The organism is Microbacterium sp. BWR-S6Y, from assembly GCF_041379845.1.
Classification (GTDB): Bacteria; Actinomycetota; Actinomycetes; order Actinomycetales; family Microbacteriaceae; genus Microbacterium; species Microbacterium hydrothermale.
In genome coordinates this window covers 570799-595079 of sequence record NZ_JBFECV010000001.1, presented here as the reverse complement: position 1 = coordinate 595079, position 24281 = coordinate 570799, and the positions used below count along the sequence as shown (strand labels likewise).

The following is a 24281-nucleotide window of genomic DNA, read 5'->3' as shown; positions in this document are numbered from 1 at the left end:
GATCACGCGCAGGCGCGGCACGACGTCTTCCGCGGGTTCGAGCACGTCAGCCAGCGTAGACCCGCGCCGATCGGTGCGGCGGTGCGCGGCATCCGGATGCTCCAGCGTCGAGCAGACGCGGCGTGCACGACGCAGGAGATCCCGCTCCCGGCGGCGCCGCAGGGCCGCATTCGCCGCGTCGAGCTCGACGACTCCTGCGTCGTGTCCGCGAGCGCGCGGAGGCCGGGGCCGGGAGCGTTTTAGACTCCGGAACATGGATACGCGTCCCGCCCCCGGCACCCGCCTGATGTTCGAGTGGCGCAAGTGGGACGGCTCGCCGCACTGGGTGCAGGACAGCGTCTACCTCGGTTCCGACGAGTGGGGCGAGTGGTTCGGCCAGCAGGTGGGGTGGCGCAGCGCACGGCCCGGAGCGGAGTTCGTCTGCCGTCAGCCGAACGTGACCCTCGTTCCGGCCAGCGGCGACTGGGCGTTCACGCACAACGCCGACCCGCACCCGGTCGCCGTCTACATCGACCTCGCATGGGACGTGCGCTGGCACGACGACGGAGTGCCGCGCGGCATCGACATGGACCTCGACGTCGTGCGCCGCACCGACGAGCGCGGTACCTGGATCGACGATCGCGACGAGTGGGACGAGCACCGCGTGCGCTACGGGTACCCCCTCGACATCGTCGAGCATCTGGATGCCACGGCCACCGACCTCGAACGACGCGTGCGCGATCGGGAGGCCCCGTTCTCGGACGAGGTGACCGGCCCCTGGTTGGAGCGCCTTGCGGCGCTGGCAACCCCCGGCGACGACAACCCGGCGCGCGCCTAGACTCGACGGGTGAGCAGCGACCCCAACCGCGCCGACCTCGGCAAAGACCCGCAGCGCGTCAGCGGCATGTTCGACCAGGTCGCCGCCGCGTACGACCGCACCAACTCGGTCCTCAGCCTCGGCAACGACCGCCTCTGGCGCGCGGCCGTCCTGCGGGCCGTGGCGCCGAAGCGCGGCGAGCGCATCCTCGACCTCGCGGCGGGGACGGGCACCTCGTCGATGGCGTTCGTGCCGAGCGGGGCGCACGTGGTCGCCGCCGACTTCTCGAAGGGCATGATCGCCGAGGGGCGTCGCCGACACGGAGACGTGCCGAACCTCGAGTTCGTGCAGGCGGATGCCACCGACCTGCCGTTCGACGACGGCGAGTTCGACGCGGTGACGATGTCGTTCGGGCTGCGCAACGTCAACGACCCGCGGCGCGCGCTCCGCGAGCTGCGCCGCGTCACCCGCCCCGGCGGGCGCATCGTCGTGTGCGAGTTCTCGCACCCGCCGTCCCGCGCGTTCAACGCGCTCTACCGCTTCTACAACGACCGCGTCCTCCCGGTCGTGGCGAAGGCCGTGAGCAGCAACGCCGAGGCCTACGACTACCTCAACGAGTCGATCCGCGACTGGCCTGACCAGCCGACGCTGGCCCGCTGGATGCGGGACTCGGGATGGGACGAGGTGGCGTACCGCAACCTGTCGTTCGGGATCGTCGCGCTGCACCGCGGAATCCGCCCGGCCTCCTGAGGCCCTGTCAACCGTCGAGATACCCGCGGCGGCCTCCGGCCACGCCAGGATAGGCTGAAATCGTGACCCCGAGACCGTCTGCGGCCAACACCCGCCTGTCGGGAAAGTTGGGCCTGAGCGACCGCATCTTCGCCGGCCTGCGTTCTCGCACCCTCCTCTCCACCGTCGAGGCGGGTCTCGCGCGCGTCGAGACGGAGCTCGAGGGCGAGGTGCGCAGCGCCGACAAGCTCGCCGACGTCACCGCGCGCTACCTCTACGAGGCCGGCGGAAAGCGCGTGCGCCCGATGCTCGCGATCCTCACGGCGCAGCTCGGCCAGGGCACGACGAAAGAGGTCGTCGAGGTCGCCACGGCCCTCGAACTGACCCACCTCGGCTCGCTGTACCACGACGACGTCATGGACGGCGCCGACAAGCGCCGCGGCGTGCCCAGCGCGCAGACGGTGTGGGGCAACAACATCGCCATCCTCACCGGAGACCTGCTCTTCGCCCGGGCAAGCCAGCTCATGGCCCGCCGCGGCGAGCGTGCGATCCAGCTGCAGGCCGACACGTTCGAGCGCCTCGTGCTGGGCCAGATGCACGAGACCGTCGGGCCCCAGGAGGGTGACGAGCCCGTCGACTTCTACCTGCAGGTGCTGGCCGACAAGACCGGCTCGCTCATCGCCGCGGCCGCGCAGTCGGGTGTCATCTACTCGGGAGCCCCCGAGGAGTTCGAGGAGCCCATGGTCGTCTTCGGCGAGAAGGCCGGCGTCGCCTTCCAGCTGCTCGACGACGTGATCGACCTGTCTCCCGACCCCTCCGAGACCGGCAAGGTCCCCGGCACCGACCTGCGCGCGGGCGTGCCGACCATGCCGTACCTGCTGCTCGGCCACCGTTCCGACGCGGCATCCGCCGACCTGCGCGCCCGCATCGACGACGGTCAGGAGCGCATCGCCGCCGGTGCCGACCCGTCGATCCTCGACGGTGCGCTCGCCGAGCTGCGCGACCACGAGACCACGCACGAGACCCTCGCTCTCGCGCACCGCTGGTCGCAGGAGGCCATCGACGCTCTCGCGCCGCTGCCCGACGGCGCCGTGCGCGAAGCGCTGACGCGCTTCGCCCGCGCCGTGGCCGACCGCTCGGCCTGACCTTTTTCCACCACCCCCCCCGATCGCGATCGAGAGGAACCCATGACGAAGCTGCGCCTCGCCATCGTCGGAGCCGGCCCCGCCGGCATCTACGCCGCCGACATCCTGCTGAAAGCCGAGCGTCAGTTCGACGTCTCCATCGACCTCTTCGAGCAGCTCCCCGCGCCCTACGGCCTGGTCCGCTACGGCGTGGCGCCCGACCACCCGCGCATCAAGGGCGTCATCACGGCCCTCCGCGAGGTGCTCGACCGCGGCGACATCCGCATCTTCGGCAACGTCCGCTTCGGCGAGGACATCACCCTCGACGACCTCAAGAAGCACTACAACGCCGTCATCTTCTCGACCGGCGCGATCCGCGACGCCGATCTCGACATCCCCGGTATCGACGCGGAGGGCTCCTACGGCGCCGCCGACTTCGTCAGCTGGTTCGACGGCCACCCCGACGTGCCGCGCACCTGGCCGCTCGAGGCCGAGTCGGTCGCGGTGATCGGCAACGGCAACGTGGCCCTCGACATCACGCGCATGCTCGCCAAGCACGCCGACGACCTGCTGCCCACCGAGGTCCCCGACAACGTGTACCAGGGCCTGAAGGCCTCGCCCGTCACCGACGTGCACGTCTTCGGCCGCCGCGGCCCCGCGCAGGTGAAGTTCACCCCGCTCGAACTGCGCGAGCTCGGTGAGCTGCGCGACGTCGACATGGTCGTCTACGACGAGGACTTCGACTACGACGAGGCCTCGAAGGCCGCGATCGAGACCAACAAGCAGGTCAAGGTCATCGACCGCGTCCTGCAGCAGTGGCGCACGCGCCCGGGCGTCAACAACGCCGGGGGAGAGGCTTCGCGCCGCCTCCACCTGCACTTCTGGGCCAAGCCGCTCGAGGTCGTGAAGGACGCCGACGGTCGCGTCGCCGCCCTGCGCTACGAGCGCACGAAGCCCGACGCCGAGGGCGGGGTCGTCGGCACCGGCGAGATCCGCGAGGTTCCGATCCAGTCGATCTATCGCGCCGTCGGCTACTTCGGGTCGCCGCTGAAGGACATCCCCTTCGACGAGCTGCGCGGCGTCATCCCCAACCACGAGGGCCAGGTGCTCTCGGCCGAATCGAACTCGCGGATGCCGGGACTGTACGCCACCGGGTGGATCAAGCGCGGCCCCGTCGGTCTCATCGGACACACCAAGTCGGATGCCATGGAGACGGTGCGCCACGTCATCAACGACCAGGGCGACTGGTGGCAGCCCGAGCACCCCGAGGAGGAGGCCATCCCGGCCCTTCTCGCGGAGCGCGGTGTGCGCTGGACCGACCTCGACGGCTGGCACCGCCTCGACGAGCACGAGATGGCCCTCGGCGCCCCGCACGAGCGCGCCCGCATCAAGGTCGTGCCCCGCGAGGAGATGATCGCGATCTCGCGCGGAGAGTGACCCTCGGCCCCGGCGGGGCCGGCGAGAAGATCTCGTGCCCCGCGACGAGATGATCGCGATCTCGCGCGGGGAGTGACCCGCGTCTCGAAGAGCCGCCCCGTCGTCGCGACGTGGGCGGCTCTTCGGCGTCCGGGCTCAGTCGCGCCGGCGCGCCCGCCGGAGCGCGCGAACGTCGCCTCTTCACGCCACCGAGACGGCTCCTCGCGAATATCATCCGCCCCTCGCGGGGGCAAGCCTGAGGCTGTGGAATTCCTTTGCTCGGCAGGATGGAGCCACGACAGGGGGCCGTGAGGTCCCCGCACCGAGGCGAGGGGGCCGGATGCGAAACCTCAGACGGATCGTGGCCGGAGCCTCGGCGCTGGCCCTCGCGGGAACGCTCGGCGCCTGTTCCGCCGGGGACGCCGTGCCGACCCTCACCTGGTACATCAACCCCGACGACGGTGGTCAGGCAGAGATCGCGGCATCCTGCACCGAGGCGGCCGACGGGGCGTACCGCATCGAGACCTCGCTGCTCCCGCGCGACGCGGCCTCGCAGCGCGAGCAGCTCGCACGCCGCCTCGCCGCCAGCGATCGCTCGCTCGACATCATGAGCCTCGATCCGCCGTTCATCCCCGAGCTCGCCGAGCCCGGCTTCCTCGCACCCGTGCCCGACGATCTGCAGAACACCGACGGGGTCGTGCAGGGCGCGGTGCAGTCCGCCAGCTGGAACGGCGAGCTCGTCACGGTGCCCTTCTGGGCGAACACGCAGCTGCTCTGGTACCGCAAGTCGGTCGCCGAGGCCGCGGGCCTCGACATGAGCCAGCCCGTGACGTGGGACCAGATCATGCAGGCCGCCGAGGACCAGAACAAGCAGCTCGGCGTGCAGGGCGCCCTCGCGGAGTCGCTCACCGTGTGGATCAACGCGCTCGTGGCATCCGGGGGTGGGCAGATCCTCGAGAACCCTGACGCCAAGCCCGACGAGATGCAGCTCGGACTCGAGTCGGATGCCGGCAAGAAGGCCGCCGACATCATCGGGCGCATCGGTTCGTCGGGGCTCGGCGGCCCGGGTCTTCCCACCGCCGACGAGAACGCGAGCATGAACCTGTTCCAGGGCGACAACGGTTCGTTCATGGTCAACTGGCCCTTCGTCTACCCGGCGATGCAGGGCTCGGCCCCCGAGGTCGTCGACGACCTCGGCTGGGCGGTCTACCCCCGGGTGGATGCCGGGACCCCGGCCGCGCCTCCCGTCGGCGGCATCAACCTCGGCGTCGGGGCCTACAGCGAGAACGTCGACCTGGCCTGGCAGGCGGTCGCGTGCATCGTCAGCCCCGAGAACCAGGCGCAGTACTTCGTCACCAACGGCAATCCGCCCTCGAACCTCGCCGCATACGACGACGCGGAGGTGATCGAGAAGTTCCCGATGGCCTCCACCATCGCGGAGTCCCTGCAGCTGGGTGCGCCGCGTCCGCAGACGCCGTACTACAACGAGATCTCCATCGGACTGCAGCGCACGTGGCATCCGCCGACCGCCGTCAACCCGGATTCGACGCCGCAGTCCTCGACCGACTTCATCCTCGCGGTGCTCAGAGGGGAGCGACTGCTGTGACCGACACGATCACCCGCGCCACGGGGCGCGCCGAGCCCGCGGCCCCCGCGAAGAAGAAGCGTCGCTCCGACCGCGCCCGCGCCGAGGCGCGCCTGGGCTGGATGCTCGCGGGCCCCGCCTTCGGCATCATGCTGCTGGTCACCCTGTACCCGATCGTGCAGGCGATCTGGGATTCCCTGTTCAGCCTGCGCCTCACCGCCCCCGGCGACCGCGAGTTCATCTGGTTCCGCAACTACCAGGTGATCCTCGGCGACCCGGCGTTCTGGCAGTCGATGGGGGTGACGCTGTTCATCACGGTCGTGACGGTGCTGCTGGAGCTCATCATCGGCTTCGCCTTCGCGCTCGTGATGCACCGCGCGATCAAGAAGCTGCGCGGCTTCGCCCGCACGGCGATCCTGGTGCCGTACGGCATCATCACCGTCGTCTCGGCGTTCGCGTGGTTCTACGCCTTCGACATCAACTCCGGCGGGTACGTCAACAACTGGCTGTCGTGGATCCCCGGGTTCGACGAGAACCTCAACTGGTTCGCGTACCAGGGCACCTCGCTCACCGTCATCATCCTCAGCGAGGTCTGGAAGACGACGCCGTTCATCTCCCTGCTGCTGCTGTCGGGTCTCGCCCAGGTGCCGGGAGACCTGGAAGAGGCGGCCAAGGTCGACGGGGCGACGTCGTGGGAGGTGCTGCGCCGCGTCATCCTGCCCAACATGAAGGCCGCGATCATGGTCGCGGTCCTGTTCCGCACCCTCGAGGCGTTCCGCATCTTCGACAACATCTTCATCATGACCGCGGGGGCCAACGACACCGAGGCGCTGTCGCTGCTGGCCTACAACACCTCGATCGGACGGCTCGAGATCGGCCTCGGATCCGCCATCTCGGTGCTGCTGTTCCTCAGCGTGCTGATCATCGCGGGCATCTTCATCAAGGGCTTCAAAGTGGACCTGTCGGCGGGGAGGAACTCCTGATGCGCGCAATGACCTGGCCCCAGCGGATCATGTGGCTCGTGATCATCGCGGCCGTGCTCGTGTGGTCGCTGTTCCCGGTGTTCTCGATCCTCATGACCTCGTTCAAGACGCAGGCGGGCCTGTTCTCGGGCACGCTCCTCCCGCAGGAGTGGACGCTCGACAACTACGCCACGATCCTCGCCCCGGGCGGCAGCGCGCAGGACCTCTTCCTTCCGGCGCTGCGCAACTCGATCGGCATCTCCCTCATCGCGACTTTCGTCGCGGTGGTGCTCGCGACCCTCTGCGCCTACGCGATCGCGCGCCTCGACTTCCCGGGAAAGCGCATCATCCTCACCACGGCGCTCGCGGTGTCGGTCTTCCCGATCGTGTCGATCGTTACCCCGCTGTTCAACCTGTGGCGCGTCGTCGGGCTGTACGACACGTGGCTCGGCCTGATCATCCCGTACCTCTCGCTCACGCTGCCGATCTCGATCTGGACGCTCGCGGCCTTCTTCCGTCAGATCCCGTGGGAGCTCGAGCAGGCCGCGCAGGTCGACGGGGCGACCCCGTTCGAGGCCTTCCGCAAGACGGTCGTCCCCCTCGCCGCCCCCGGGGTGTTCACCACCGCGATCATCGCGTTCTTCATCGCGTGGAACGACTTCGTCTACGGCATCTCGCTGACGTCGACGGATGCCGCCCGCCCGGTGCCCGCGGCGCTGTCGTTCTTCACCGGAGCGTCGCAGTTCGAAGAACCCACCGGCGCCATCTCGGCCGCCGCCATCGTGGTGACGATCCCCATCGTCATCGTCGTCGTCATCTTCCAGCGCCGGATCGTGTCCGGACTCACGCAGGGCGCCGTCAAGGGATAGAGGAGAGAGTCATGGCATCCATCACCCTCAACAGAATCGTCAAGACCTACGACGACGGTTTCACCGCGGTCAAGGGCGTCGACCTCGACATCGCCGACGGCGAGTTCGTGATCCTCGTCGGACCCTCGGGCTGCGGCAAGTCGACGCTGCTGCGCATGATCGTGGGCCTCGAGGACATCTCCGACGGCGAGCTGAGGATCGCCGACGAGGTCGTCAACGACAAGGCGCCGAAGGACCGCAACCTCGCGATGGTCTTCCAGAACTACGCGCTGTACCCCCACCTCACGGTGTACGAGAACATCGCGTTCCCGATGCGGCTCAAGTCGAGCGACCTCGACGACAAGGAGATCGACGAGCGCGTGCGCCGGGCGTCGAAACTGCTCGAGCTCGACGAGCACCTCGAGCGCAAGCCCGCGAACCTCTCGGGCGGTCAGCGGCAGCGCGTCGCGATGGGCCGCGCGATCGTGCGCAACGCCAGCGCGTTCCTCTTCGACGAACCGCTGTCGAACCTCGACGCGAAGCTGCGCGGGCAGATGCGCACCGAGATCGCGCGCCTGCAGCGTTCGCTCGGCATCACGACCGTGTACGTCACGCACGATCAGACCGAGGCCATGACCCTCGGCGACCGCGTCGCGGTGCTCCGCCGCGGCGAGCTGCAGCAGGTCGCGAGCCCGCGCGGGCTCTACGACCAGCCGGTGAACCTCTTCGTCGCCGGCTTCATCGGCTCCCCGCCCATGAACTTCCTCAGCGGAACCGTCGACGGCGACGTGCTGCGCCTGCCGATCGCCGACGTGCCGCTCGACGATCGCTTGCGCGCAGCGGTCGAGGGCCGTGACCTCGTGATCGTCGGGGTGCGCCCCGACGCCTTCGAAGACGCGGATGCCTCCGAGCGCGATCTCGAGGGAGGGGTCACCGCCGAGCTCGACATCGAGATGACCGAGTGGCTCGGCGAGGTGCTCTACGCCTATGTGCCCTACGAGACCGACGCCACGGTGAAGGACAAGCTGTCGGAGCTCGACCGCGACCTCGACGGCGAGAGCCTGCGCACCGAACTCGTGGTGGCTCTGGATGCCATGAGCTCGATCCGCGCGGGGGATGCCGCGCGCCTGTGGTTCTCGCCCGACTCGCTGCACCTGTTCGACCCGGAGACGGGCGTGAACCTCACGCGCGACGAGGCGAAGGCCGAGAAGCTCGAGGAGGACGCCCGCGCCGCGCGCAAGCGCGCGCTGGAGCGGGCGAAGGAACGGGCGTCGCGCGAGGAGGCGTCGGCGGCGCGCGTGCCGAACTCCTGAGATTCTGGCGCCCCGGTGCCCTCTGCGGCGCCGCGGACGGCTGCCACCGCGATTTCTCCGGAGTTTCGCCCGTGCGGGACACGGTAGACGCCCCGCCCTAGGCTGAGGCGATGGGGGAGTGGCATCCGGACATCCTCGGCGAGGGCTTCGAGCAGCGGACTCTGCCGCTGCGTCCCGACGACGAGGGCGAGGTCGTCGCGACGCTCGTGCGCTCCCGCCCTCACCCGGGCGCACGCCTGTTCGGCGAGTGGCGCGACGCCGACGTGCTCTACGTGCACGGCTGGTCGGACTACTTCTTCCAGACCGGACTGGCTCGCTTCTTCACGGATCGCGGCGCCCGCTTCTACGCCCTCGACCTGCGCAAGTACGGCCGCAGCCTGCGGCCCGGCCAGACGCCCGGATACACGGTGTCGCTCGACGTCTACGACGCCGACATCGCCGCGGCGCTGGATGCCATGGGCACCGCCCGCGAGGGGCGCCGCCTCGTGCTGCTCGGGCACAGCACGGGCGGTCTCACCCTCACGCTGTGGGCGGCGCGGCACCCCGGCGTCGCCGACCTGCTGGTGTTGAACAGCCCCTGGCTCGAACTGCAGCTCGGACCGCTCGGACGACAGGCGCTCGCGCCGATCGTCAACGTCCGCGCCCGTCTCGACCCGCTCGGGACGCACCCGGTCGTCGACCTGGGGTTCTACACGCGCGCGCAGCGCGAGCTCGGGACGCTCCCCGACGCCCCCGAGGGGTGGCGGCCGGCGCAGGGATTCCCGACGCATCCCGGCTGGTTGGCCGCGGTCATCGCGGGGCACGCGCGCGTGGCATCCGGGGTCGACGTGGGGTGCCCGGCGCTCGTGCTGCTGTCGAAGCGCTCGACCTCGGCGCTCAGCTGGAGCGACGCGATGCGCGCGAGCGACTCGGTGCTCGTCGTCGACGACATCGCCCGGGCGGCGACGCGTATCGCCGCGACCGTCACCATCGCCCGCATCGACGGGGCCCTGCACGACGTGTTCCTGTCGGCGCCCGAGGCGAGGGATGCCGCGTATGCGGCGCTGCGGAGGGGGATGACGGGTCTAGCGTAGAACGCGATCGAAGGAGCACCATGATCCCCACGTCGTCCGCGTCCGCGACCGAGCGCTACCGCGCCGCTCGAGACGAACTCCTCGCCGCCCGCACCGACGCAGCGCGTGCGGCGTCGTTCGCCTGGCCTCGCTTCGAGGGGCCGTTCAACTGGGCGATCGACTGGTTCGACCCCATGGCGCGCGGGAACCACGCGACGGCGCTCATCGTCGTCGACGACGACGAGACGCACCACGAGCGCACCTTCGACGAGCTCGCCCGTCGCTCCGACCAGGTCGCGGCGTGGCTGTCGTCGCAGGGCGTCGCGCGCGGCGACGCCGTGCTCCTCATGCTGAACAACCAGGTCGGGCTGTGGGAGGCGATGCTCGCCATCATGAAGCTCGGCGGGGTCATCGCACCCACGACCACAGCCCTCGGACGCGTCGACCTCGGCGACCGCATCGCGCGCGCCGACATCCGCCACGTGGTCGTCGGGGCGGCCGACGCCGACAAGTTCGACGACCTCCCCGAGGGACTCGGTCGCATCGTCGTGGGCGGAACCCACCCGGGGTGGGTCTCGTACGACGACGCCTTCGCCCAGGATGCCGAGCCGGCGCGGCATCCGGGGACCACCGCCGACGAGCGGCTGCTGCTCTACTTCACCTCGGGCACGACGTCGAAGCCCAAGCTGGTCGAGCACACCCATGCGTCGTACCCGGTCGGCCACCTCAGCACCATGTACTGGCTGGGGCTGCAGCCGGGCGATGTGCATTTGGCGATCAGTTCGCCGGGGTGGGCGAAGCACGCGTGGAGCCTGTTCTTCGCGCCCTGGATCGCCGGCGCGACCGTGCTGGCGCTGAACTACTCGCGGTTCTCGGCGGAGCGACTGCTGACGGAACTCGAGAACGACCGGGTCACCACGTTCTGCGCGCCGCCGACGGTGTGGCGCATGCTCATCCAAGCCGACCTCACCGGACGCCGTGGGGCGCTGCGCGAGGTCGTGTCGGCGGGCGAGCCGCTCAACCCCGAGGTGATCGCCTCGGTGCAGCGCGCGTGGGGTCTCGACATCCGCGACGGGTACGGGCAGACAGAGATGACCGCGGTCGTGGCGAACACGCCCGGCGCCGATCTCGTTCCCGGGTCGATGGGGCGTCCGCTTCCGGGATGCCCGGTGGTGCTCGTCGACCCCGTCTCGGGGGAGCGCGCCGATGAGGGCGAGATCTGCATCGACCTGTCCGACCGCCCGGTCAATCTCATGACCGGATACGTGGGCGACGCCGAACGCAACGCCGAGGCGTTCGCCGACGGACTCTTCCACACGGGCGACGTCGCCCGCCGCGACGAGACCGGCAGCATCACCTACATCGGGCGCACCGACGACGTCTTCAAGGCGTCGGACTACAAGATCAGTCCGTTCGAGCTCGAGAGCGTGCTCATCGAGCACCCCGCCGTCGTCGAAGCCGCGGTCGTCCCCGCCCCCGACGACCTGCGTCTGGCCGTCCCGAAGGCGTACATTGTGCTGGCGGGTGGGCACGAGGAGGGCGAGGAGGTCGCGCTCGACATCCTGCGTTTCGCCCGCGAGCGGCTCGCCCCCTTCCAGCGCGTGCGCCGTGTGGAGTTCTTCGACCTGCCCAAGACGATCTCGGGGAAGATCCGCCGCGTCGAACTGCGTCAGCGGGAAGAGGCCGTGTTCCGCGGCGAGGTGGACTGCGTGGAGTGGCGCGACGACTCCCTGCGCGGATGACACGGTCCGCAACCCCTCGCATCACGCCCGTCCGCATGTGAGCATCGGTACATGGATCACGAGAAGAAGCAGCCTTTCGAGAACCCCACCGTCGACGACGAGAGCGACATGCCGTCGCTGCAGGAGGAACGCAACGTGGGACGCGACACCGAGCGCGAGATCACCCAGATGATCAACGGCATCGAGGGCTGAGCCCCTCGTTGCGCCCCCGAGCGGCCTGGACGGTCGCGATCAGCGTCGTCGCGGTCGCGGCGGTCATCGGCGTCGCCGCGGTGATGACCTCCGCGGCGCGGGACGCGCCGGAGGTTGCGCCCGCGGCATCCGCGTCGACACGGCCCACGCCCACGGCGACGCGCACTCCGTCGCCGACTCTCACCCCGACCGCGACGCCCACCCCGACCGCGCGGCCCGGGACGGTGCTCGTCGACCGTAAGAACGACGGCAGCGTTCGCATGCTGGTCGCCGGCGACTCCCTCACCGCCGGATTCTTCGCGACGACGAAGGATCGGGGCTTCATCCGTCTCGTCGCGGACGACATCGGATCGGTCGACGTCACGGGCGCCGCGCAGGCGCAGCAGACGCTGTCGACCGTCGCGGCCGTGACCGACGTCCCCTCCGACGTGGGGGTCGCCGTCGTCGAGCTCGGCACGAACGACGTCGGGGTGCCGACGCCCCTCGCCGACTTCGAGCAGCAGTACGCGAGCCTTCTCGATCGCATCCGATCGACGTCGCCGAAGGCCGGGTTGCTCTGCCTCGGCACCTGGACCGCCGACGGCGCGGCCTACGACGAGGTCATCGCGCGCTCGTGCGCGGCCCGCGCCGGCGTGTACGTCTCGCTCGCCGAGGCCTTCGCGACCGCGGATTTCCACGGCCCCGCCGGGCGGGAGACGTTCGCCGGTGCCGGAGACGAGTTCCACCCGAACGACGCGGGTCACCGGGCGATCGCGGATGCCGTCCTCGCGGCGTTGACGCACTGACGCGCGTCCGCGGAGCCGGCGTGCGACACTTCCGGGAATGACGCACTCGACCCCGGTCCGTTCTTCCACGGCACCCGGACGGCGCTCCAGGCGGACGGCTCGAACGGGCGGCCCGACCCCGCCGCCGGCGGGGTCACACGGGCTCGGTCGTCCGGATGAGACCGCAGTTCACGCACGACCATGCGGCGAGGAAGCGCTCGTCGTCGAGGATCTCGAAGCGCAGAGGATCGCCGCACGTCGGGCACGTGAGGGGGTCGAGCGGTCTGCTCATCGCGCGAACGTCAGAGGGACGACCACGGCTTCGTCGCGGGCGCGATCAGCGGTAGTTCGTGAATCGGGAGCAGGTGATTGCTCATACCTCAGGATACCCTGATATGCCGCTTGACCTGGATAATACCTACCCTGAAATACCCTCGCATGGCCTGCGGTGATTCGATATTTTGCGGACTATCTGCGGACTGGAAACGGACGGAACGATCATGCGAGATGATGCTGACGCAGTCCGACGGCAAGCGATCGATGGCGCAGCGCGTGCCTTGACCCGCGCCATCGTCGATCTCGCCGAGGCCGTGGCGATGCCGCGAGAGCATGCGCCAGCGCCGGCCATTCAGCCGCCACGGCACCCGGACGACGCGTTGACGATGCCGCAGGTCTGCGAGATCACCGGACTCACGAGGAAGACGTTCTACAACCTGCGGGGCAAAGGTGAGGGGCCGCCGTTCTTCGTCGTCCGGAACCGTCTTCGTTGCTACCGCTCCGACCTCGAGACATGGATGACCGAGAAGAGGAACTCGTGAACGGCAGAGCACCGGATGAGTCGTTGACGCCGGCGCAGCAGCGCCGACGCGCGCAGGCCCTCGATGAAGTAGGGCAGGTGATCTCGGAAGCGATCGCGATCTTCGCGCCGCTGACTCCGCGCCAGTCCGCCGAGAGGGTGTGGGCGCCGGGCGGACCGTCCGTCGACGAACTCACCGTGTCCATCACGACATCCCGCGCGCGCCTTACGAACCGGCGGAGGGGTTGATCCTCCTCAGCCGGTTGCGCCGCCGGGCCCGTCTTGGTCGGCCTGGGCGCTCTTGGCGGCGTTGCGGCGCTCCTGTCGACGTTGTACTCGCGTTGGCAATGCGAAGAGTTCGTCAACGATTTCGTCCATGAACTCAAGAACGTCCGTCGAGTCTTCCTCTGTCACCGTTTCGACGACGAGATCGCTGTTCTCCGGATCCTTCTTCTCGTAGTCGCCGTGGGCCGCGTCGTTCCCGATGTGCCGGATCTCGTGGGCAGACTCAACCAGCACCGGGCGCAACAAACCCTTTTCGCCCAGCTGGATGATCTTCTTCTCAAGCATTCCCTGAGTCACCTTGAAGTGCTTTGCGCCGGCCTCGATGACGCCGCGCGCCATCAGCACCGCCGCTCTGTAAGCGCCGATGCTGTGGCAGCGGTAAGCCTCGTCGATAGCCGACGCAATGTGCGCGGGCACGTTGGGCGTCGATCGGCCAATAGGCTTCGCGGGTTCCCAGTACTCCACGAACCCGATCAAGGCGTGCGCGATGTCACTCGGTGTGGAGTGCTCGTGAATGCTGTAGAACTGCTCCTCTCGAGGGTCGACTGTCCCAACATCCATGAGACCGAGATGTCGTCGCCCCCCGATCAGGAGCCGCTTGCAGGCGAAGCACTGGAACGCTGCCTCACCGGGATAATCTGGCCCGCCAACAAGTCGGGCGCTTCCTTCGACGTACTCCATGTCTGCGTTCTTGCCGCAGTACGGGCAGACTGTCTCGCCTTGAACTCTCACCACGCACCGAACCTAGCCCGCCTGGACCAAAACGCACCCATGTCGTACGTCGCTCGTATGCTGTGCGCTACCTCGGGCACAGGGCCCGTGGACTACAGAGGGGAAGCACATGGGGCAGAGAGAAGCGCAAGCTGAGCTGTTCACCGCGATCGAGGCGCACGCGAAGGCGATCGCAAGCGCGACGCTCAACTCAGGGTCGAAAGCTCGGGCTCTCGCCGACTTGGCTCTCGCGTATCGATACGCAGCGGGCGGAGCTCAGCCGGGGAGCGTCACCGTAGAGAAGTAGTTTCCGAATGCGTTGGGGCCCCTGGGCGACCTCTGTGGGCGAGGGGCCCCAACGGTCAAGCGTCCTCAGCTATCGGACGGGAGGTAGCCCGCGTCGCGGGCGATGCGCTCGAATTCGTCGAGACTCTCGGTCCATGTAGCGACGCGCCCGAGGGTGCCGTCCGATGCATCATCGATGAGGGTGTAGCCCTCTGGTGCCTCGTCGACCATCTCGCCGTGTCGGGGGCCGTCCTGCAGTCGAATTTTCTCCATTGTCGGATTCTGGCACCGCGAGAAGGGTCGTGGAACAGGCAATGTCGGAGGTGGGCGGTACCGTGACGCCATGACCTCCGAGAAGAAGCCCTCACACGAGATAGAGACGCTGATCGCCGACATGATCGCATCGACCTTGGAGGGCAAGCTTGCCCCGACCGAGCTGGATAGCGTGCGCCACGAGGCGCGGACGCGTGAGCTCCTGCACCAGCTGACATCTCTCCACCCTTCATTCGGTGTAGACGACGTCGTCGTGCTCCTGCTCAACAGCATCGTCGGCAACGTGGCCGAGGAAGCGCGGCGTCACGGAAAGGACCCCCGGCGGGAGATCCGCGGCACGTCCCTCCGGTTCTCCGAGAGCGATGCCGCGGCCTGAGCCGCTCCCTGCGGAGACGGTCGAGCGCATCGAGATGCTGCTCGTCGCAGGCTTGGGGCGCAACGCGATCGCGCGCGAGGTAGGCGTGTCCGGTAGCTCTGTCTCGCGCGTTGCTCGAGATGCGGGCGTCACCTTCTCGGGCGCCGCGATGACGGCGGCGGCGACGGCGTGCGGCCGTGTCGATGCCGCGGTGGTTCGGGCTCAGCGTGAGCGAGAGCTGCTCGCCGCCCAGTCGCTCGCGATCGCCGCGGGACAGGCGCGCCGGGTGCGTCGGCTTGAGCGCAAGCTCGCCGATCTGCACCGTCACACCTCGTCTTCGCGCTCCTGAGCGGCGGCGGTTTCGAGAGCATCGAATGCCGCGTCTGAGTCGACGTGGTTCTCGCGCATGTAGTTCGTCATGAACTCGATACCCGCGTTGATGCCCCCGAGGATGCCGGCGGCTTGCTCGAGGCCAGGGTTGCTGCGTTCGACGATCCGGTTTGCCTTGTCGACGGCGAGGGAAGCGGCGCGCATGGCGTCAAGCTTCGTTTCCAGGGGTGCTTCGTCGAGGAGGTGCTCGGCGTACTCGTTGTCGCGGCCGCCGAAGTTGTACACCAGGTGGGGGCCGTCGAGGCTGTCGAGCGCGTCATTCGCGACGATGAGCATCTTCTTGGCGACCAGGTCTCTCAGCTCCCCGAGGTCCTCTTCGACTGCGCGGAGGTCGAGTAGCTGCGCAGAGCGGTCGAACAGGCGGCCTTCTCTGCGGCAGACGGTGGTCACTGTGGACCCGGAGACGCCGACCTGTCGCGCAATCTCGTTACGCGGGTGCCCCGCGTCGAACATCTCAAGGATGCGATCGCGAGCTGCGTTTGAGAGGGCCACCTGGTGCCTTTCGTCTGGGAGGATGCCGGGGCTCGCGCGCGCAGGGTACGCGCGAGCCCCGGGGCTTGGGGGTCAAGCTGCGGCGGCCTCTGCGCCGTCGGGGCGGGGGGTGTACTCCTGCTTCGCCAGGTCGGATTGGATCTGCGCGCTCAGCACGTCTGCGGAGCCGTGCGTGGCGTAGTTCTCCGCGGCCTGCAGGAGGGGGTCGGCGATCGCGTAGAGCGGGCCGGCCTCGAGGGCGCCGTTGAGGAGCTCAGCGAGGGCGGAGTCGGGGGTGACTTCGGCGATCCGCGACCAGACAGCGTCCTGCACCCACGCGCCCCCCGCGAGGGGATCGGACTGCCGGCCCGCCATCGAGTCGGCCACGAGACGGTCACTCATCTCGGGCTCCTTGTAGCTGTCCGCGGCGGCGAGCATTGGACCGTACTCTGCGATGGCGAGGAGCGTTGGAACGTCGGTCACACCGGAGATGAGGCGGCCGAGGGGCGCGCCGGCGTCGATCATGCGCACGATGCCGTTCCACTTCTGCGTCGCGATCACGACGGCGGCGACGTCGCCTGCGGGGAACTGCGTGTGCGTCTTGGCCTCGGTAAGCAGGTAGTCGCGGGCGCGCTCGAAGCCGGAGCGGTAGCCGGGCACGCGCTGCTGCGCCTCGGCCATGAACGCCTCGCGACGGTCGGCGCGGCGGTTGCGGAGCGCCTCGGCGGTGAGGTCGGGGTCGTTGTAGGAAGCCACGGCCCTGAGGCCGTCGCCCAGCTCGCGGGCGAGTGCGGCGGCGGTGGTCGGGGCGTCGCGCAGCTGCTGGCGGTAGTGGCGGACGTGGGCGGAGTTGATGGTCATGGTGATCCCTTCGGGGTGCGTCAGCGGGTGACGGTGGGGTCGAGGCGCACGAGGGGCGCGTGGCCGGTGTGGGTGGAGTCCATGAGGGTGAGTGCGCCGCTGATCAGGTCGCGGATGTCGCGCCAGGTGCCGTTGTGGTCCTGGAAGCGGTACTTGTGGTCGGGGTTGGCTCCGTCCGCCTGGCCCACGTCGATCGGGTACGGCCAGCTGTTGAGGCGGGCGACCTTCTCGCTGTGGTCGGCGGGGATCTCGTTGACTTCCTGGACGTCCATGCCGTTTTCGGCGAGACGCTGGGCGTAGTTCTCGTTGTCGGTGTAGCCGACGCCGAGGACCATCCAGCCGCCGGAGTAGGCGTTGCTGCGGATGGTGTTGTCGGTGGGGGCGGTGAGCTTGTACATGTGGGGTCCTGTCGGGTCAGGCGCCGACTGTGGGCGCGTTGGTGTTGTCGCGGTGCTGCAGCGCGCGCATGCGGGCGGTCAGCGTGGAGAGGGCGTGGAGGGAGCCGAGGGTGCCCTCTCCGTGTTCGATGAACGTCTGGACGCCGGCGAGGCCGAGGGCGGTCTGCCAGAAGAACGCGGCGGACATGAGGTTCTCCGCCTCTTCTTGCGTGAGCTCTTCCCCGGCTCGGGTGTAGTTGGGGCGCTCCCCGTCGGGGCGGGCGCGGTACCGCCCGTCGTCGTCCTGCGTGGCCCCGTCGACGGCGATCATGAGGGCCTCGGCGAGGTCTGCGGCGCTGCCTTCGCCGCCCGCGATGCCGAGGTAGGTGGCGGTGATCTGCAGTCCGGGGTTGGTGGGGAGCGGGGGGATGGTGAACGGCTCGGGGACGCCCTCGACGGTGAGGATGAGGTTGCGTCCGCGTTTCTCGTATGTGAGCACGGTGGGTGCCTTTCGGGTCAGGTTCCGTCGGCGCGCTCGAGGCGGCCGCTCGTGGACAGTCGGAGGGTGCCGGAGGGGAGGCCGCTGCCGGCGTAGGTGGGGACGCTGGCGAGGGGGATGCGCACGGCGCCCTGCAGGAGGATCTCTTCGCCACTGGGGGCGTTGACGGTGACGCCGAGGGTGCTGATGATCACCGACGTCGATCCCTTGCGGAGGGAGGCGACGTCGCCGACGTTGGCGACTGCGGTGCCGGCGATCAGGCGGGCTCCGGTGTTCGCGGCGTCGGCTTCGAGTCGGCTGCCGTTGGGGAAGGTGAGCGCGCCGCCGCCGATGCTCGGGTCGAGCACCATGTCGTTGACGAAGATCTTTCCCTCCTGGATGCGGACGTTCCCCATCGTGAGGCTGCCGGATCCGCCGTCGAGGATGATCGCGACGGGGCCCTGGCCGACCATGATGCGGCCGCCTCCGACGGGGCTGATGAGCACGGAGCCGACCTTGATCACGCCGCCCTCGAGGACCTCCCAGTCCCCGGCGATCGAGCCGACTCCACGCCACCGGAACGTGCCGTCGCCGTCGAGGAGCGCGCCGTCGTCGAGCTTGAGGGTGCCGCCGATGAACCGGATGCGTCCGTTACGGATCGAGGAGGACTCGAAGGGGTTCTCTCGGGACCGGTTCTCTACGACGTCGCGCAGTCGCTCGAGCGGTGAGTCGTTCGTGTTGATGAGCATGATGCCTTCCGTGCTCAGTAGCCGATGGGAGGGATCACGGCGTGGAGACCGTCGACGACGGCCTCCTTGGCGATCGACACGGCTTCGGCGTAGGTGACTCCGGGCGGGATGTTGATCGCGGCGATGTTGACGATCGGTGCGCCGCCGCCCGCGCTCTGCGGTACGGCCGCGCCACCGGCGAGGGCCGCGGCGGGGATGTACATGCCCCCGAAGATCGCCGCGGTCTCCGCCATGATCGCTTCGGAGCGAGCACGCTTCGACTCGGCGTGCGGGACGTACGTCTCGCCGCCGGTCTCCGGCTCCGCCCACACCCGGTACGATCCTGCCTTCGCCATCTGCGCGACGTGGTGCTCGCTCCCGGCGCCGCTGAGCACGGCTCCGCGGGCGTAGTAGCTCACGACGCCGCCGTCGGCCTCGGCGAACTGGTAGCCGCCGGCGAGGGGGCCTGAGCGCTGCACCTGACCGCCACCGATGAGGGGCACGGCGTCGAGGGTGACCGTCCGGCTGCGGATGCTCTCCCAGAGGGCCTTGAATGCCGCGGCCTGGTCCATCGCTTGCTGCGTCTTGACGATCACCTCCACCTCCGGTTTCGTTGGGATGGAGATGATCTCGTCGGCGAGGCGGCGAGCCTCGTCGGCGCTGTAGCCGAGGTCCTGCGCCCGCTGGATCAGGTTGTCCCGACCCTCCTGCAGCTTCTGCTGGAACTCCTCGACGTTGCCGGTCGCGGTCAGGTGATCGGTGGCCATCTGGCGGGTGTCGGATGCGAGGTCGACGAGCATGCTCATGTTGTCGCGTCCGGCCTGGGTGTTCTCGTCGAGGGAGGCGGTGTAGTCGGCGACGCCGTCCTGGTTCTCGTCGACTCCGTCGCGGGCCTTCTGGATTACCTCGTCGATCTTGGCGAGGGTGTCGCGGTAGGCGTTGCTCGAGGTGATCGCGTTGGCGTTGGCGTCGTTGCTGCGGTTGATCAGGTCGAGGAGCCGGCTGAGTTCGTCCTGCATCGACTTCGCACCGTCGGCGGCGTCGAGGTAGGCCTTGCCGGCCGTCTTGGTCTTGCTGATGTTCTCGTCCGTGGCGGAGTTGATCTGCTCCCGGATGTGCTTACCGTCCTGCTCGGCCTGCTGCATCTGGCGGATGCCCTCCGAGGCGGTGGTCGATGCGGAGGACACCTCGATCAGGCTCAGGCCGAATCGGTCTGCCAGTTCGGCGGCGACCTGAGTGTCGCCCTCGCCGGCTCGCAGTACGTCTTGCACCAACTTGAGCGCTTCGGCGTTGCCCTGCGCGGCATCCGCGATCGTCTCGAGCGAGATGCCGAACTTGGCGGCCGCGTCGGCGGCGGACCCGCGCGAGATCCACAGGTGCGTGCGCTCGGCGACCAGGGACTCGACGACGAACTTGCGGGTGGCTTCGGCGCCCTGGTCGAGGGCGTCGGCATAGGACTGTGCACGCTGGCGGGCTTCGGCCTGCTGCTGCGCGAGGGCTGCGACCACGACGAGGACACCGGTGAGAGCGACCCCGACGACGCCGGCGGCGAGGGCTGAGCGGCCCATCTGCGCGTTCGTGGCGCCGAGGGTCTCCTTCCACTCCGCCCACTTCGTCTGGACGCCGAGCGTGGCGCCTGCGAGCAGCGCGGCCGCGGTGGTGGCCGTACCGAGGACGAGGGCGGTCTCCTGCACCGGTTCGGGGGCGTCCCCGAAGAGGTCGACCATCCCGGTGAGGGTCTGCACCATCTCACGGAGCACATCGTTCGCGCCGGACCCGGTCTTGATGAGGGCGGTGTCGAATGCGCCGCCCAGCTTCTCGACGTCGCCGGCGAGGTTGTCCTGCCGTTGCGCGGCCTGGTCGGCGGCGTAGGAGGCGTCGTTGACGTTATCCGTCCAGGTGCTGACCGCCTGCGCCCCACCCTCATACAGGAGGGTCGCGGCGAGGAGGGACTCATTGCCGAAGATGCGGCCGAGCGCGGCCTGACGTTCCTGGTCGGTGAGGCCACCGAGCTTGTTCTTGAGTTCCTGCGCGAGGGGCGCGGCTTCGAGCATGCGCCCGTTCGCGTCGTAGACGCTGATGCCGTACTCCTCCATGACCTTCGCCGCGGCGCCAGACGGGGCCTGCAGCGACGCCAGAACGCCGCGGAGGGCGGTGCCGGCCTTCTCGCCCACGATGCCCTGGGTGGAGAAGTAGGCGATGACACCGGCGGTCTGCTCGAGTGACCAGCCCATCGAGTTCGCGAGCGGGCCGACGTAGGACAGCGCGAGAGACAGGTCATCAACGGAGCCCTGCGCCTTACCCGCACCGGCGGCGAGCACGTCGGCGACGTGACCGGCCTGCTCAGCGGGGAGACGGAACTGAGTGAGGACCGTGGCCATGATCTCGGCGGACCGAGCGACCTCGAGTTGCCCGGCGGCGGCGAGGGCGAGGGAGCCGGTGAGGGATCCGTCGACGATGTCGGAGACGCTCTGGCCGGCCTTGGCGAGTTCCTCTTGCGCCGCGGCGGCCTCGGTGGCGGAGTAGGCGGTGTCGGCGCCCGCGTCGAGTGCTGCGTCGGCGAGCTCGCGTTGCTCCGCGGCGGTGGCCTTCGTGGCGGCGCCGGTGTTGGACATCTGCGCGCTGAACTCGGAGTACTTCGCGATCGACAGGCTGACCATCGCGCCCGCTGCGACGCCCGCGGCGAGGAGGGCGACGCTGAGCTCCTTCGCGGCCGCCCGCTGCTTCTCGGTGACGTCGGCTTGGGTCTGCTGCTTCCGCGAGGCTTTGTCCGACTCGTCGCCGACCTTGCGGGTCGACGTTGCCTGTTCCTCGAGCGGGGCTTTCGCGTCTCGGGCCTTGCGGCCGGTGCGCTCGGTGGCGGTTCCCTGTCCGTCGACGTCGGCGGCTGCCTTCTTCGCGGCGTCTCCGGTCTTGGTGAACGCGGTCTGCGCGTCCCGCATGTCGGAGTCGAACACGGACTTGCCGACGGTGCGGAGCTTCCAGACGAGGGCGCCGGCTTCGAAGTCGCTCATCGGATGTCGCTTCCGTCGTCGGGAAGAGACCCCGGATTCTGGCGCAGGAATTCAAGGCCCTCGATCGCGTGTGCACGCTGTGTGGGCGTCAGGGAGTCGAGTGCCTCCGCGAGCACGGCGAGAGAGCCGGCGGCGATCGACAGACCGTGCACGACCTCTCCGAGTGCGTCGGAGGTGTGCTCCGCGCCGAGGATGGTGTCGCGGGCGCTGACCAGCTGATCGGCCACGGCCTCGAACGTCGACATCCGGTTCTCCTTGTTGGCGGTTCGCTTCGGGGCGTACGCCTCGAGCGACTTGGTGTCGACGCGCCACACACCGTTCTCGTCCTTCCTCCCGGTCAGCCGGCCGTCCCGCAACGCTTTCGTGAGGGCTGACCGGCTGACGCCGGAAGAGGATGCAGCACGTTCTACCGACACCGAAGATGCCACCGCCGCGACGGGTCCGTCGGTTTTGGTTGCACGCGCGACCTCCGCCGCGTGGACGCGGGCGGCATAGTCCAGGTCAGCGAGCAATTCCGTCACTTCGGGTTCTGGACTCACCTGGTTGCGAGCCCGCAACTTGCCCGGCCCGTAAGTGACGAGCAGAGCGGCCATGCGAGGGGTGATGAGGATCGAGCCCGGGCGGACGCGAGTCACGAGGACCCCTCTTTCCCGTAGTGGGCACCGGCCCAGAAGCCTGCGGCGGGGCGCGCGGTGGTGGCGTAGGTGTTGCAGAGGTCGTGGAGGGGGCAGGTGCGGCAGATGCCGCGCATGGCGATGAGGTCGGTGGGTGGGGTTTCGTGGCGTTCGGCGGTGAAGCGGGCGTCTCCGGTGCAGGCGGGGGTGGTGTCGCGGGCTGCGTGAGTGAGGGCGTCGAGGGCTTCGTCGGCGCGGTTCGGGGATCTCGCATTCGAAATGCGAGGTGGCGTGAGCTCGGGCCCCGGGCCGCGCGGGCGTCCGCGGCGGCGCACCTGGTCGGTGATGGACCAGGTCACTCGGCGTCCTCGTGTGCGCGCGCGAGGTGCGACCGGTCGGCGTCCGCGATGACGGGGAAGGTGGTGGCGGCTCGTCGAGGGTCGTTGGCAGCGTTGGCGAGGTCTATGAGGCGCTTTCCGACGGCGAGGGCTTGGGCGGGGTGGAGCCAGAGCCAGTGCTCCTGTGTCTCGTCGTCGTCGATGTCAGCGGCGATGATGATGCGGGGTGGGTCCTGGTCGCTGGTCCCCTCTCGTCCGGGGACGACGACGTGGCGGGCGACCTGCTCGGGGTCGGTCGTGATGGTGTTGGTGGCGGAGTCGAAGACGGTGACGGTCATGGTGTGCCTTTCGGTGTGGTCGCTATACCGCGGTAGAGCGGCGGGGTTCGGTGATGTCGTGGGCGCGGACGGCTGGGGTGGCGCCGCGGCGGTCCTGGTGAGGGCCTGGGGCGGCTAGGGCCTGGCGGTCGTGCTCGCTCGAGTCGACGTCAAGGGCGTAGTGCGGCATCCGTGCTTCCCGGAGCTGCTCGTTGTACGCGTCAACCTGTTCCTGCCACGCGTCGGGGTCGTCCCACGCTGCGGAGAGGGCCTCGAGGTTCGCGGGTCGGGGTGCGTTGCCGCGGTCGTCGCGGGTGTGGTCATAGCGGGTGCGGCTGTCGCGCAGGCTGCGCGCGCCGACGGCGATGTGTCCGGGCTTGAGGTAGGTGTCGGGGTTGTCGCGGAAGTGGTTGTGCATCGCCTCGAGCGCGTCTTCGTATCGCAGGTGCCCGACGATGGGCCACCAGGCTTCCGCGGTCATCCGATCGACCTGGCGGTTGTCGAGGACCTGCAGGCGCGTGAGGAGGGCGTTGAGCTCTTCTCGGGTCATGGTTTCGTCTCCCTGGGCGGGTCGATGGAGAGGGGTGCTGTGCCGGAGAGCTCGGCGTAGGTCTGGCGCGCGCGTTCTTCCGGCGTGAGGCGTGTGGATCGGCGCTGCGCCTGGTCGCGCTGTGCAGCGAGACGCAGCTGGTCGTACTTCTCGCGGAGCTTGGCGGCGCTGAGAATGTTCGATCGCCAGAAGGGGTCCGCCTGGCACCATCGGATCGCGGTCTCGATCTGCTCGACGGTACGGCCGTCGCGGTCGAGCATGAGGCGGACGGCGTCACGGTTCTTTTGTGTCCGTGACGGGGGCTTGCTGCCGTTGCGGAGGATCTCGGCGTCGAGGAGGTCGAGGAGAGACTCGATTTCGGGTCGGGGTGCCGCGAGAGCGGCCTCCGACGAGAGAGATTCCGTAGGAATCTCCTCTGTCTCTATCTCTATCTCTATCTCTGCTTTTTTCTCGGTTCGTTCTGGGTTTCCAGTCGGTTCCGGGTCGGTAACCGACTGGGTTTCCTGTGGGTTCTTCCGGGGACGTCCGCCGCGGCGACCGTTCTCTGTGTTCCGGGCGACGCGGGCCTCTCGCTCGGCCCGGGTCTCCTGGTGCTGGGCGTAGTCGCGGAGGACGTAGTCATCCCCGTGCTGCAGGAGGACGGGACGGGTGGGGTGAGTGGCGAGGAGCTCCTGGATCGCCCGGGGCTTCCAGCGCTTCCGGGCGATGCCGACCGGTATGCGCCCGTCTAGGTCCTGCATGCGGCTGTAGCCGTTCATCTCCACGAAGGCGCGGAACGCCCCATCGGAGAGGGGTTCGATCTTCGGGTGCTGCCAGAAGTCGTTCGGGAACGTCATGAACAGTCGCTTATCTCGGGGCATCAGCGGCGCCGCCTTTCCGGGGCGAGGATGGGACGCCACGCCACGCAGGCAACCC

Annotated in this window: 29 protein-coding genes; 15 read left to right on the top strand and 14 right to left on the bottom strand. The window is 69.1% G+C overall.

Translation table 11 applies throughout. The annotated features are described in order from the left end of the window. Positions 1-253: 253 nt before the first annotated feature. The 12 genes from AB1K56_RS02835 to AB1K56_RS02780 all read left to right on the top strand — a co-directional run bounded on the left by AB1K56_RS02835 (position 254) and on the right by AB1K56_RS02780 (position 12544). Positions 254-817, top strand: coding sequence for a DUF402 domain-containing protein (locus AB1K56_RS02835; RefSeq protein ID WP_371204461.1), 564 nt, complete (start codon positions 254-256; stop codon positions 815-817). 9 nt (positions 818-826) lie between these two features. After that, complete coding sequence (locus AB1K56_RS02830; protein WP_371204460.1) at positions 827-1546, top strand: demethylmenaquinone methyltransferase; 720 nt, start codon at positions 827-829, stop codon at positions 1544-1546. 62 nt (positions 1547-1608) lie between these two features. Continuing rightward, positions 1609-2670 carry a polyprenyl synthetase family protein gene (locus AB1K56_RS02825; protein WP_264631568.1) on the top strand — a complete coding sequence of 354 codons (1062 nt, stop codon included), beginning with the start codon at positions 1609-1611 and terminating at the stop codon, positions 2668-2670. 42 nt (positions 2671-2712) lie between these two features. Then, positions 2713-4086 (top strand): FAD-dependent oxidoreductase, encoded by a 1374-nt coding sequence (locus AB1K56_RS02820; protein WP_371204459.1) that lies wholly within the window; start codon positions 2713-2715, stop codon positions 4084-4086. Between the two features lie 319 nt (positions 4087-4405). Beyond that, positions 4406-5671 carry an extracellular solute-binding protein gene (locus tag AB1K56_RS02815; RefSeq protein ID WP_371204458.1) on the top strand — a complete coding sequence of 422 codons (1266 nt, stop codon included), beginning with the start codon at positions 4406-4408 and terminating at the stop codon, positions 5669-5671. Beyond that, positions 5668-6633 (top strand): carbohydrate ABC transporter permease, encoded by a 966-nt coding sequence (locus tag AB1K56_RS02810; protein WP_136587593.1) that lies wholly within the window; start codon positions 5668-5670, stop codon positions 6631-6633. The genes AB1K56_RS02815 and AB1K56_RS02810 overlap by 4 nt, the downstream gene beginning before the upstream one ends. Then, positions 6633-7481: a carbohydrate ABC transporter permease gene (locus tag AB1K56_RS02805; protein WP_058623330.1), complete on the top strand. Its 849-nt coding sequence runs from the start codon at positions 6633-6635 to the stop codon at positions 7479-7481. The genes AB1K56_RS02810 and AB1K56_RS02805 overlap by 1 nt, the downstream gene beginning before the upstream one ends. A gap of 11 nt (positions 7482-7492) precedes the next feature. Beyond that, positions 7493-8773, top strand: coding sequence for an ABC transporter ATP-binding protein (locus tag AB1K56_RS02800; RefSeq protein ID WP_371204457.1), 1281 nt, complete (start codon positions 7493-7495; stop codon positions 8771-8773). 110 nt (positions 8774-8883) lie between these two features. Next, entirely contained in the window at positions 8884-9846 is a 963-nt protein-coding gene (locus AB1K56_RS02795; RefSeq protein ID WP_371204456.1) for an alpha/beta hydrolase, read from the top strand. A 20-nt stretch (positions 9847-9866) separates the two neighbouring features. Next, positions 9867-11567: an AMP-binding protein gene (locus tag AB1K56_RS02790; RefSeq protein WP_371204455.1), complete on the top strand. Its 1701-nt coding sequence runs from the start codon at positions 9867-9869 to the stop codon at positions 11565-11567. 51 nt (positions 11568-11618) lie between these two features. Continuing rightward, positions 11619-11759, top strand: coding sequence for a hypothetical protein (locus tag AB1K56_RS02785; RefSeq protein ID WP_315995088.1), 141 nt, complete (start codon positions 11619-11621; stop codon positions 11757-11759). Positions 11760-11767: 8 nt separating this feature from the next. Further along, entirely contained in the window at positions 11768-12544 is a 777-nt protein-coding gene (locus AB1K56_RS02780) for an SGNH/GDSL hydrolase family protein (RefSeq protein ID WP_371204454.1), read from the top strand. Positions 12545-12677: 133 nt separating this feature from the next. Here the strand turns inward: AB1K56_RS02780 and AB1K56_RS02775 are convergent, their stop codons facing one another. Beyond that, positions 12678-12815: a hypothetical protein gene (locus tag AB1K56_RS02775; RefSeq protein WP_371204453.1), complete on the bottom strand. Its 138-nt coding sequence runs from the start codon at positions 12813-12815 to the stop codon at positions 12678-12680. 265 nt (positions 12816-13080) lie between these two features. Between AB1K56_RS02775 and AB1K56_RS02770 the strand changes: the two genes are divergently transcribed. Continuing rightward, the gene (locus AB1K56_RS02770) at positions 13081-13341 is read left to right on the top strand and encodes a helix-turn-helix transcriptional regulator (protein ID WP_371204452.1); all 261 of its coding nucleotides are present in this window, start codon (positions 13081-13083) and stop codon (positions 13339-13341) included. Positions 13342-13574: 233 nt separating this feature from the next. On the opposite strand, the gene AB1K56_RS02765 is transcribed toward AB1K56_RS02770, so the two are convergent. Next, positions 13575-14285 carry a DUF4145 domain-containing protein gene (locus AB1K56_RS02765; protein WP_371204450.1) on the bottom strand — a complete coding sequence of 237 codons (711 nt, stop codon included), beginning with the start codon at positions 14283-14285 and terminating at the stop codon, positions 13575-13577. Between the two features lie 402 nt (positions 14286-14687). After that, the gene (locus AB1K56_RS02760) at positions 14688-14873 is read right to left on the bottom strand and encodes a hypothetical protein (RefSeq protein ID WP_371204448.1); all 186 of its coding nucleotides are present in this window, start codon (positions 14871-14873) and stop codon (positions 14688-14690) included. 70 nt (positions 14874-14943) lie between these two features. Between AB1K56_RS02760 and AB1K56_RS02755 the strand changes: the two genes are divergently transcribed. Together AB1K56_RS02755 and AB1K56_RS02750 are read left to right on the top strand one after the other, a co-directional pair. Further along, entirely contained in the window at positions 14944-15249 is a 306-nt protein-coding gene (locus tag AB1K56_RS02755; protein WP_371204447.1) for a hypothetical protein, read from the top strand. Between the two features lie 34 nt (positions 15250-15283). Then, positions 15284-15577: a hypothetical protein gene (locus AB1K56_RS02750; RefSeq protein WP_371204446.1), complete on the top strand. Its 294-nt coding sequence runs from the start codon at positions 15284-15286 to the stop codon at positions 15575-15577. Here the strand turns inward: AB1K56_RS02750 and AB1K56_RS02745 are convergent. The 11 genes from AB1K56_RS02745 to AB1K56_RS02695 all read right to left on the bottom strand — a co-directional run bounded on the left by AB1K56_RS02745 (position 15553) and on the right by AB1K56_RS02695 (position 24202). Then, complete coding sequence (locus tag AB1K56_RS02745; RefSeq protein WP_371204445.1) at positions 15553-16110, bottom strand: hypothetical protein; 558 nt, start codon at positions 16108-16110, stop codon at positions 15553-15555. The genes AB1K56_RS02750 and AB1K56_RS02745 overlap by 25 nt on opposite strands. Before the next feature lie 72 nt (positions 16111-16182). Beyond that, positions 16183-16950, bottom strand: a complete 768-nt coding sequence (locus AB1K56_RS02740; RefSeq protein WP_371204444.1) for a hypothetical protein — start codon at positions 16948-16950, stop codon at positions 16183-16185. Positions 16951-16970: 20 nt separating this feature from the next. Then, the gene (locus AB1K56_RS02735; RefSeq protein WP_371204443.1) at positions 16971-17348 is read right to left on the bottom strand and encodes a hypothetical protein; all 378 of its coding nucleotides are present in this window, start codon (positions 17346-17348) and stop codon (positions 16971-16973) included. Positions 17349-17364: 16 nt separating this feature from the next. Next, complete coding sequence (locus tag AB1K56_RS02730) at positions 17365-17826, bottom strand: hypothetical protein (RefSeq protein ID WP_371204442.1); 462 nt, start codon at positions 17824-17826, stop codon at positions 17365-17367. Positions 17827-17843: 17 nt separating this feature from the next. After that, complete coding sequence (locus tag AB1K56_RS02725) at positions 17844-18554, bottom strand: hypothetical protein (RefSeq protein ID WP_371204441.1); 711 nt, start codon at positions 18552-18554, stop codon at positions 17844-17846. A gap of 14 nt (positions 18555-18568) precedes the next feature. Then, entirely contained in the window at positions 18569-21547 is a 2979-nt protein-coding gene (locus AB1K56_RS02720) for a phage tail tape measure protein (protein WP_371204440.1), read from the bottom strand. After that, positions 21544-22140 (bottom strand): hypothetical protein, encoded by a 597-nt coding sequence (locus tag AB1K56_RS02715; RefSeq protein ID WP_371204439.1) that lies wholly within the window; start codon positions 22138-22140, stop codon positions 21544-21546. Before AB1K56_RS02715 ends, AB1K56_RS02720 begins: the two co-directional genes overlap by 4 nt. A gap of 38 nt (positions 22141-22178) precedes the next feature. Further along, a complete protein-coding gene (locus AB1K56_RS02710) occupies positions 22179-22520 on the bottom strand; it encodes a hypothetical protein (protein ID WP_371204438.1) in 342 nt (113 codons plus the stop codon). Beyond that, positions 22517-22837: a hypothetical protein gene (locus tag AB1K56_RS02705; RefSeq protein WP_371204437.1), complete on the bottom strand. Its 321-nt coding sequence runs from the start codon at positions 22835-22837 to the stop codon at positions 22517-22519. The genes AB1K56_RS02710 and AB1K56_RS02705 overlap by 4 nt, the downstream gene beginning before the upstream one ends. A 22-nt stretch (positions 22838-22859) precedes the next feature. After that, complete coding sequence (locus AB1K56_RS02700; protein WP_371204436.1) at positions 22860-23366, bottom strand: hypothetical protein; 507 nt, start codon at positions 23364-23366, stop codon at positions 22860-22862. Further along, positions 23363-24202, bottom strand: a complete 840-nt coding sequence (locus AB1K56_RS02695) for a hypothetical protein (RefSeq protein ID WP_371204435.1) — start codon at positions 24200-24202, stop codon at positions 23363-23365. Before AB1K56_RS02695 ends, AB1K56_RS02700 begins: the two co-directional genes overlap by 4 nt. Positions 24203-24281 lie beyond the last annotated feature (79 nt).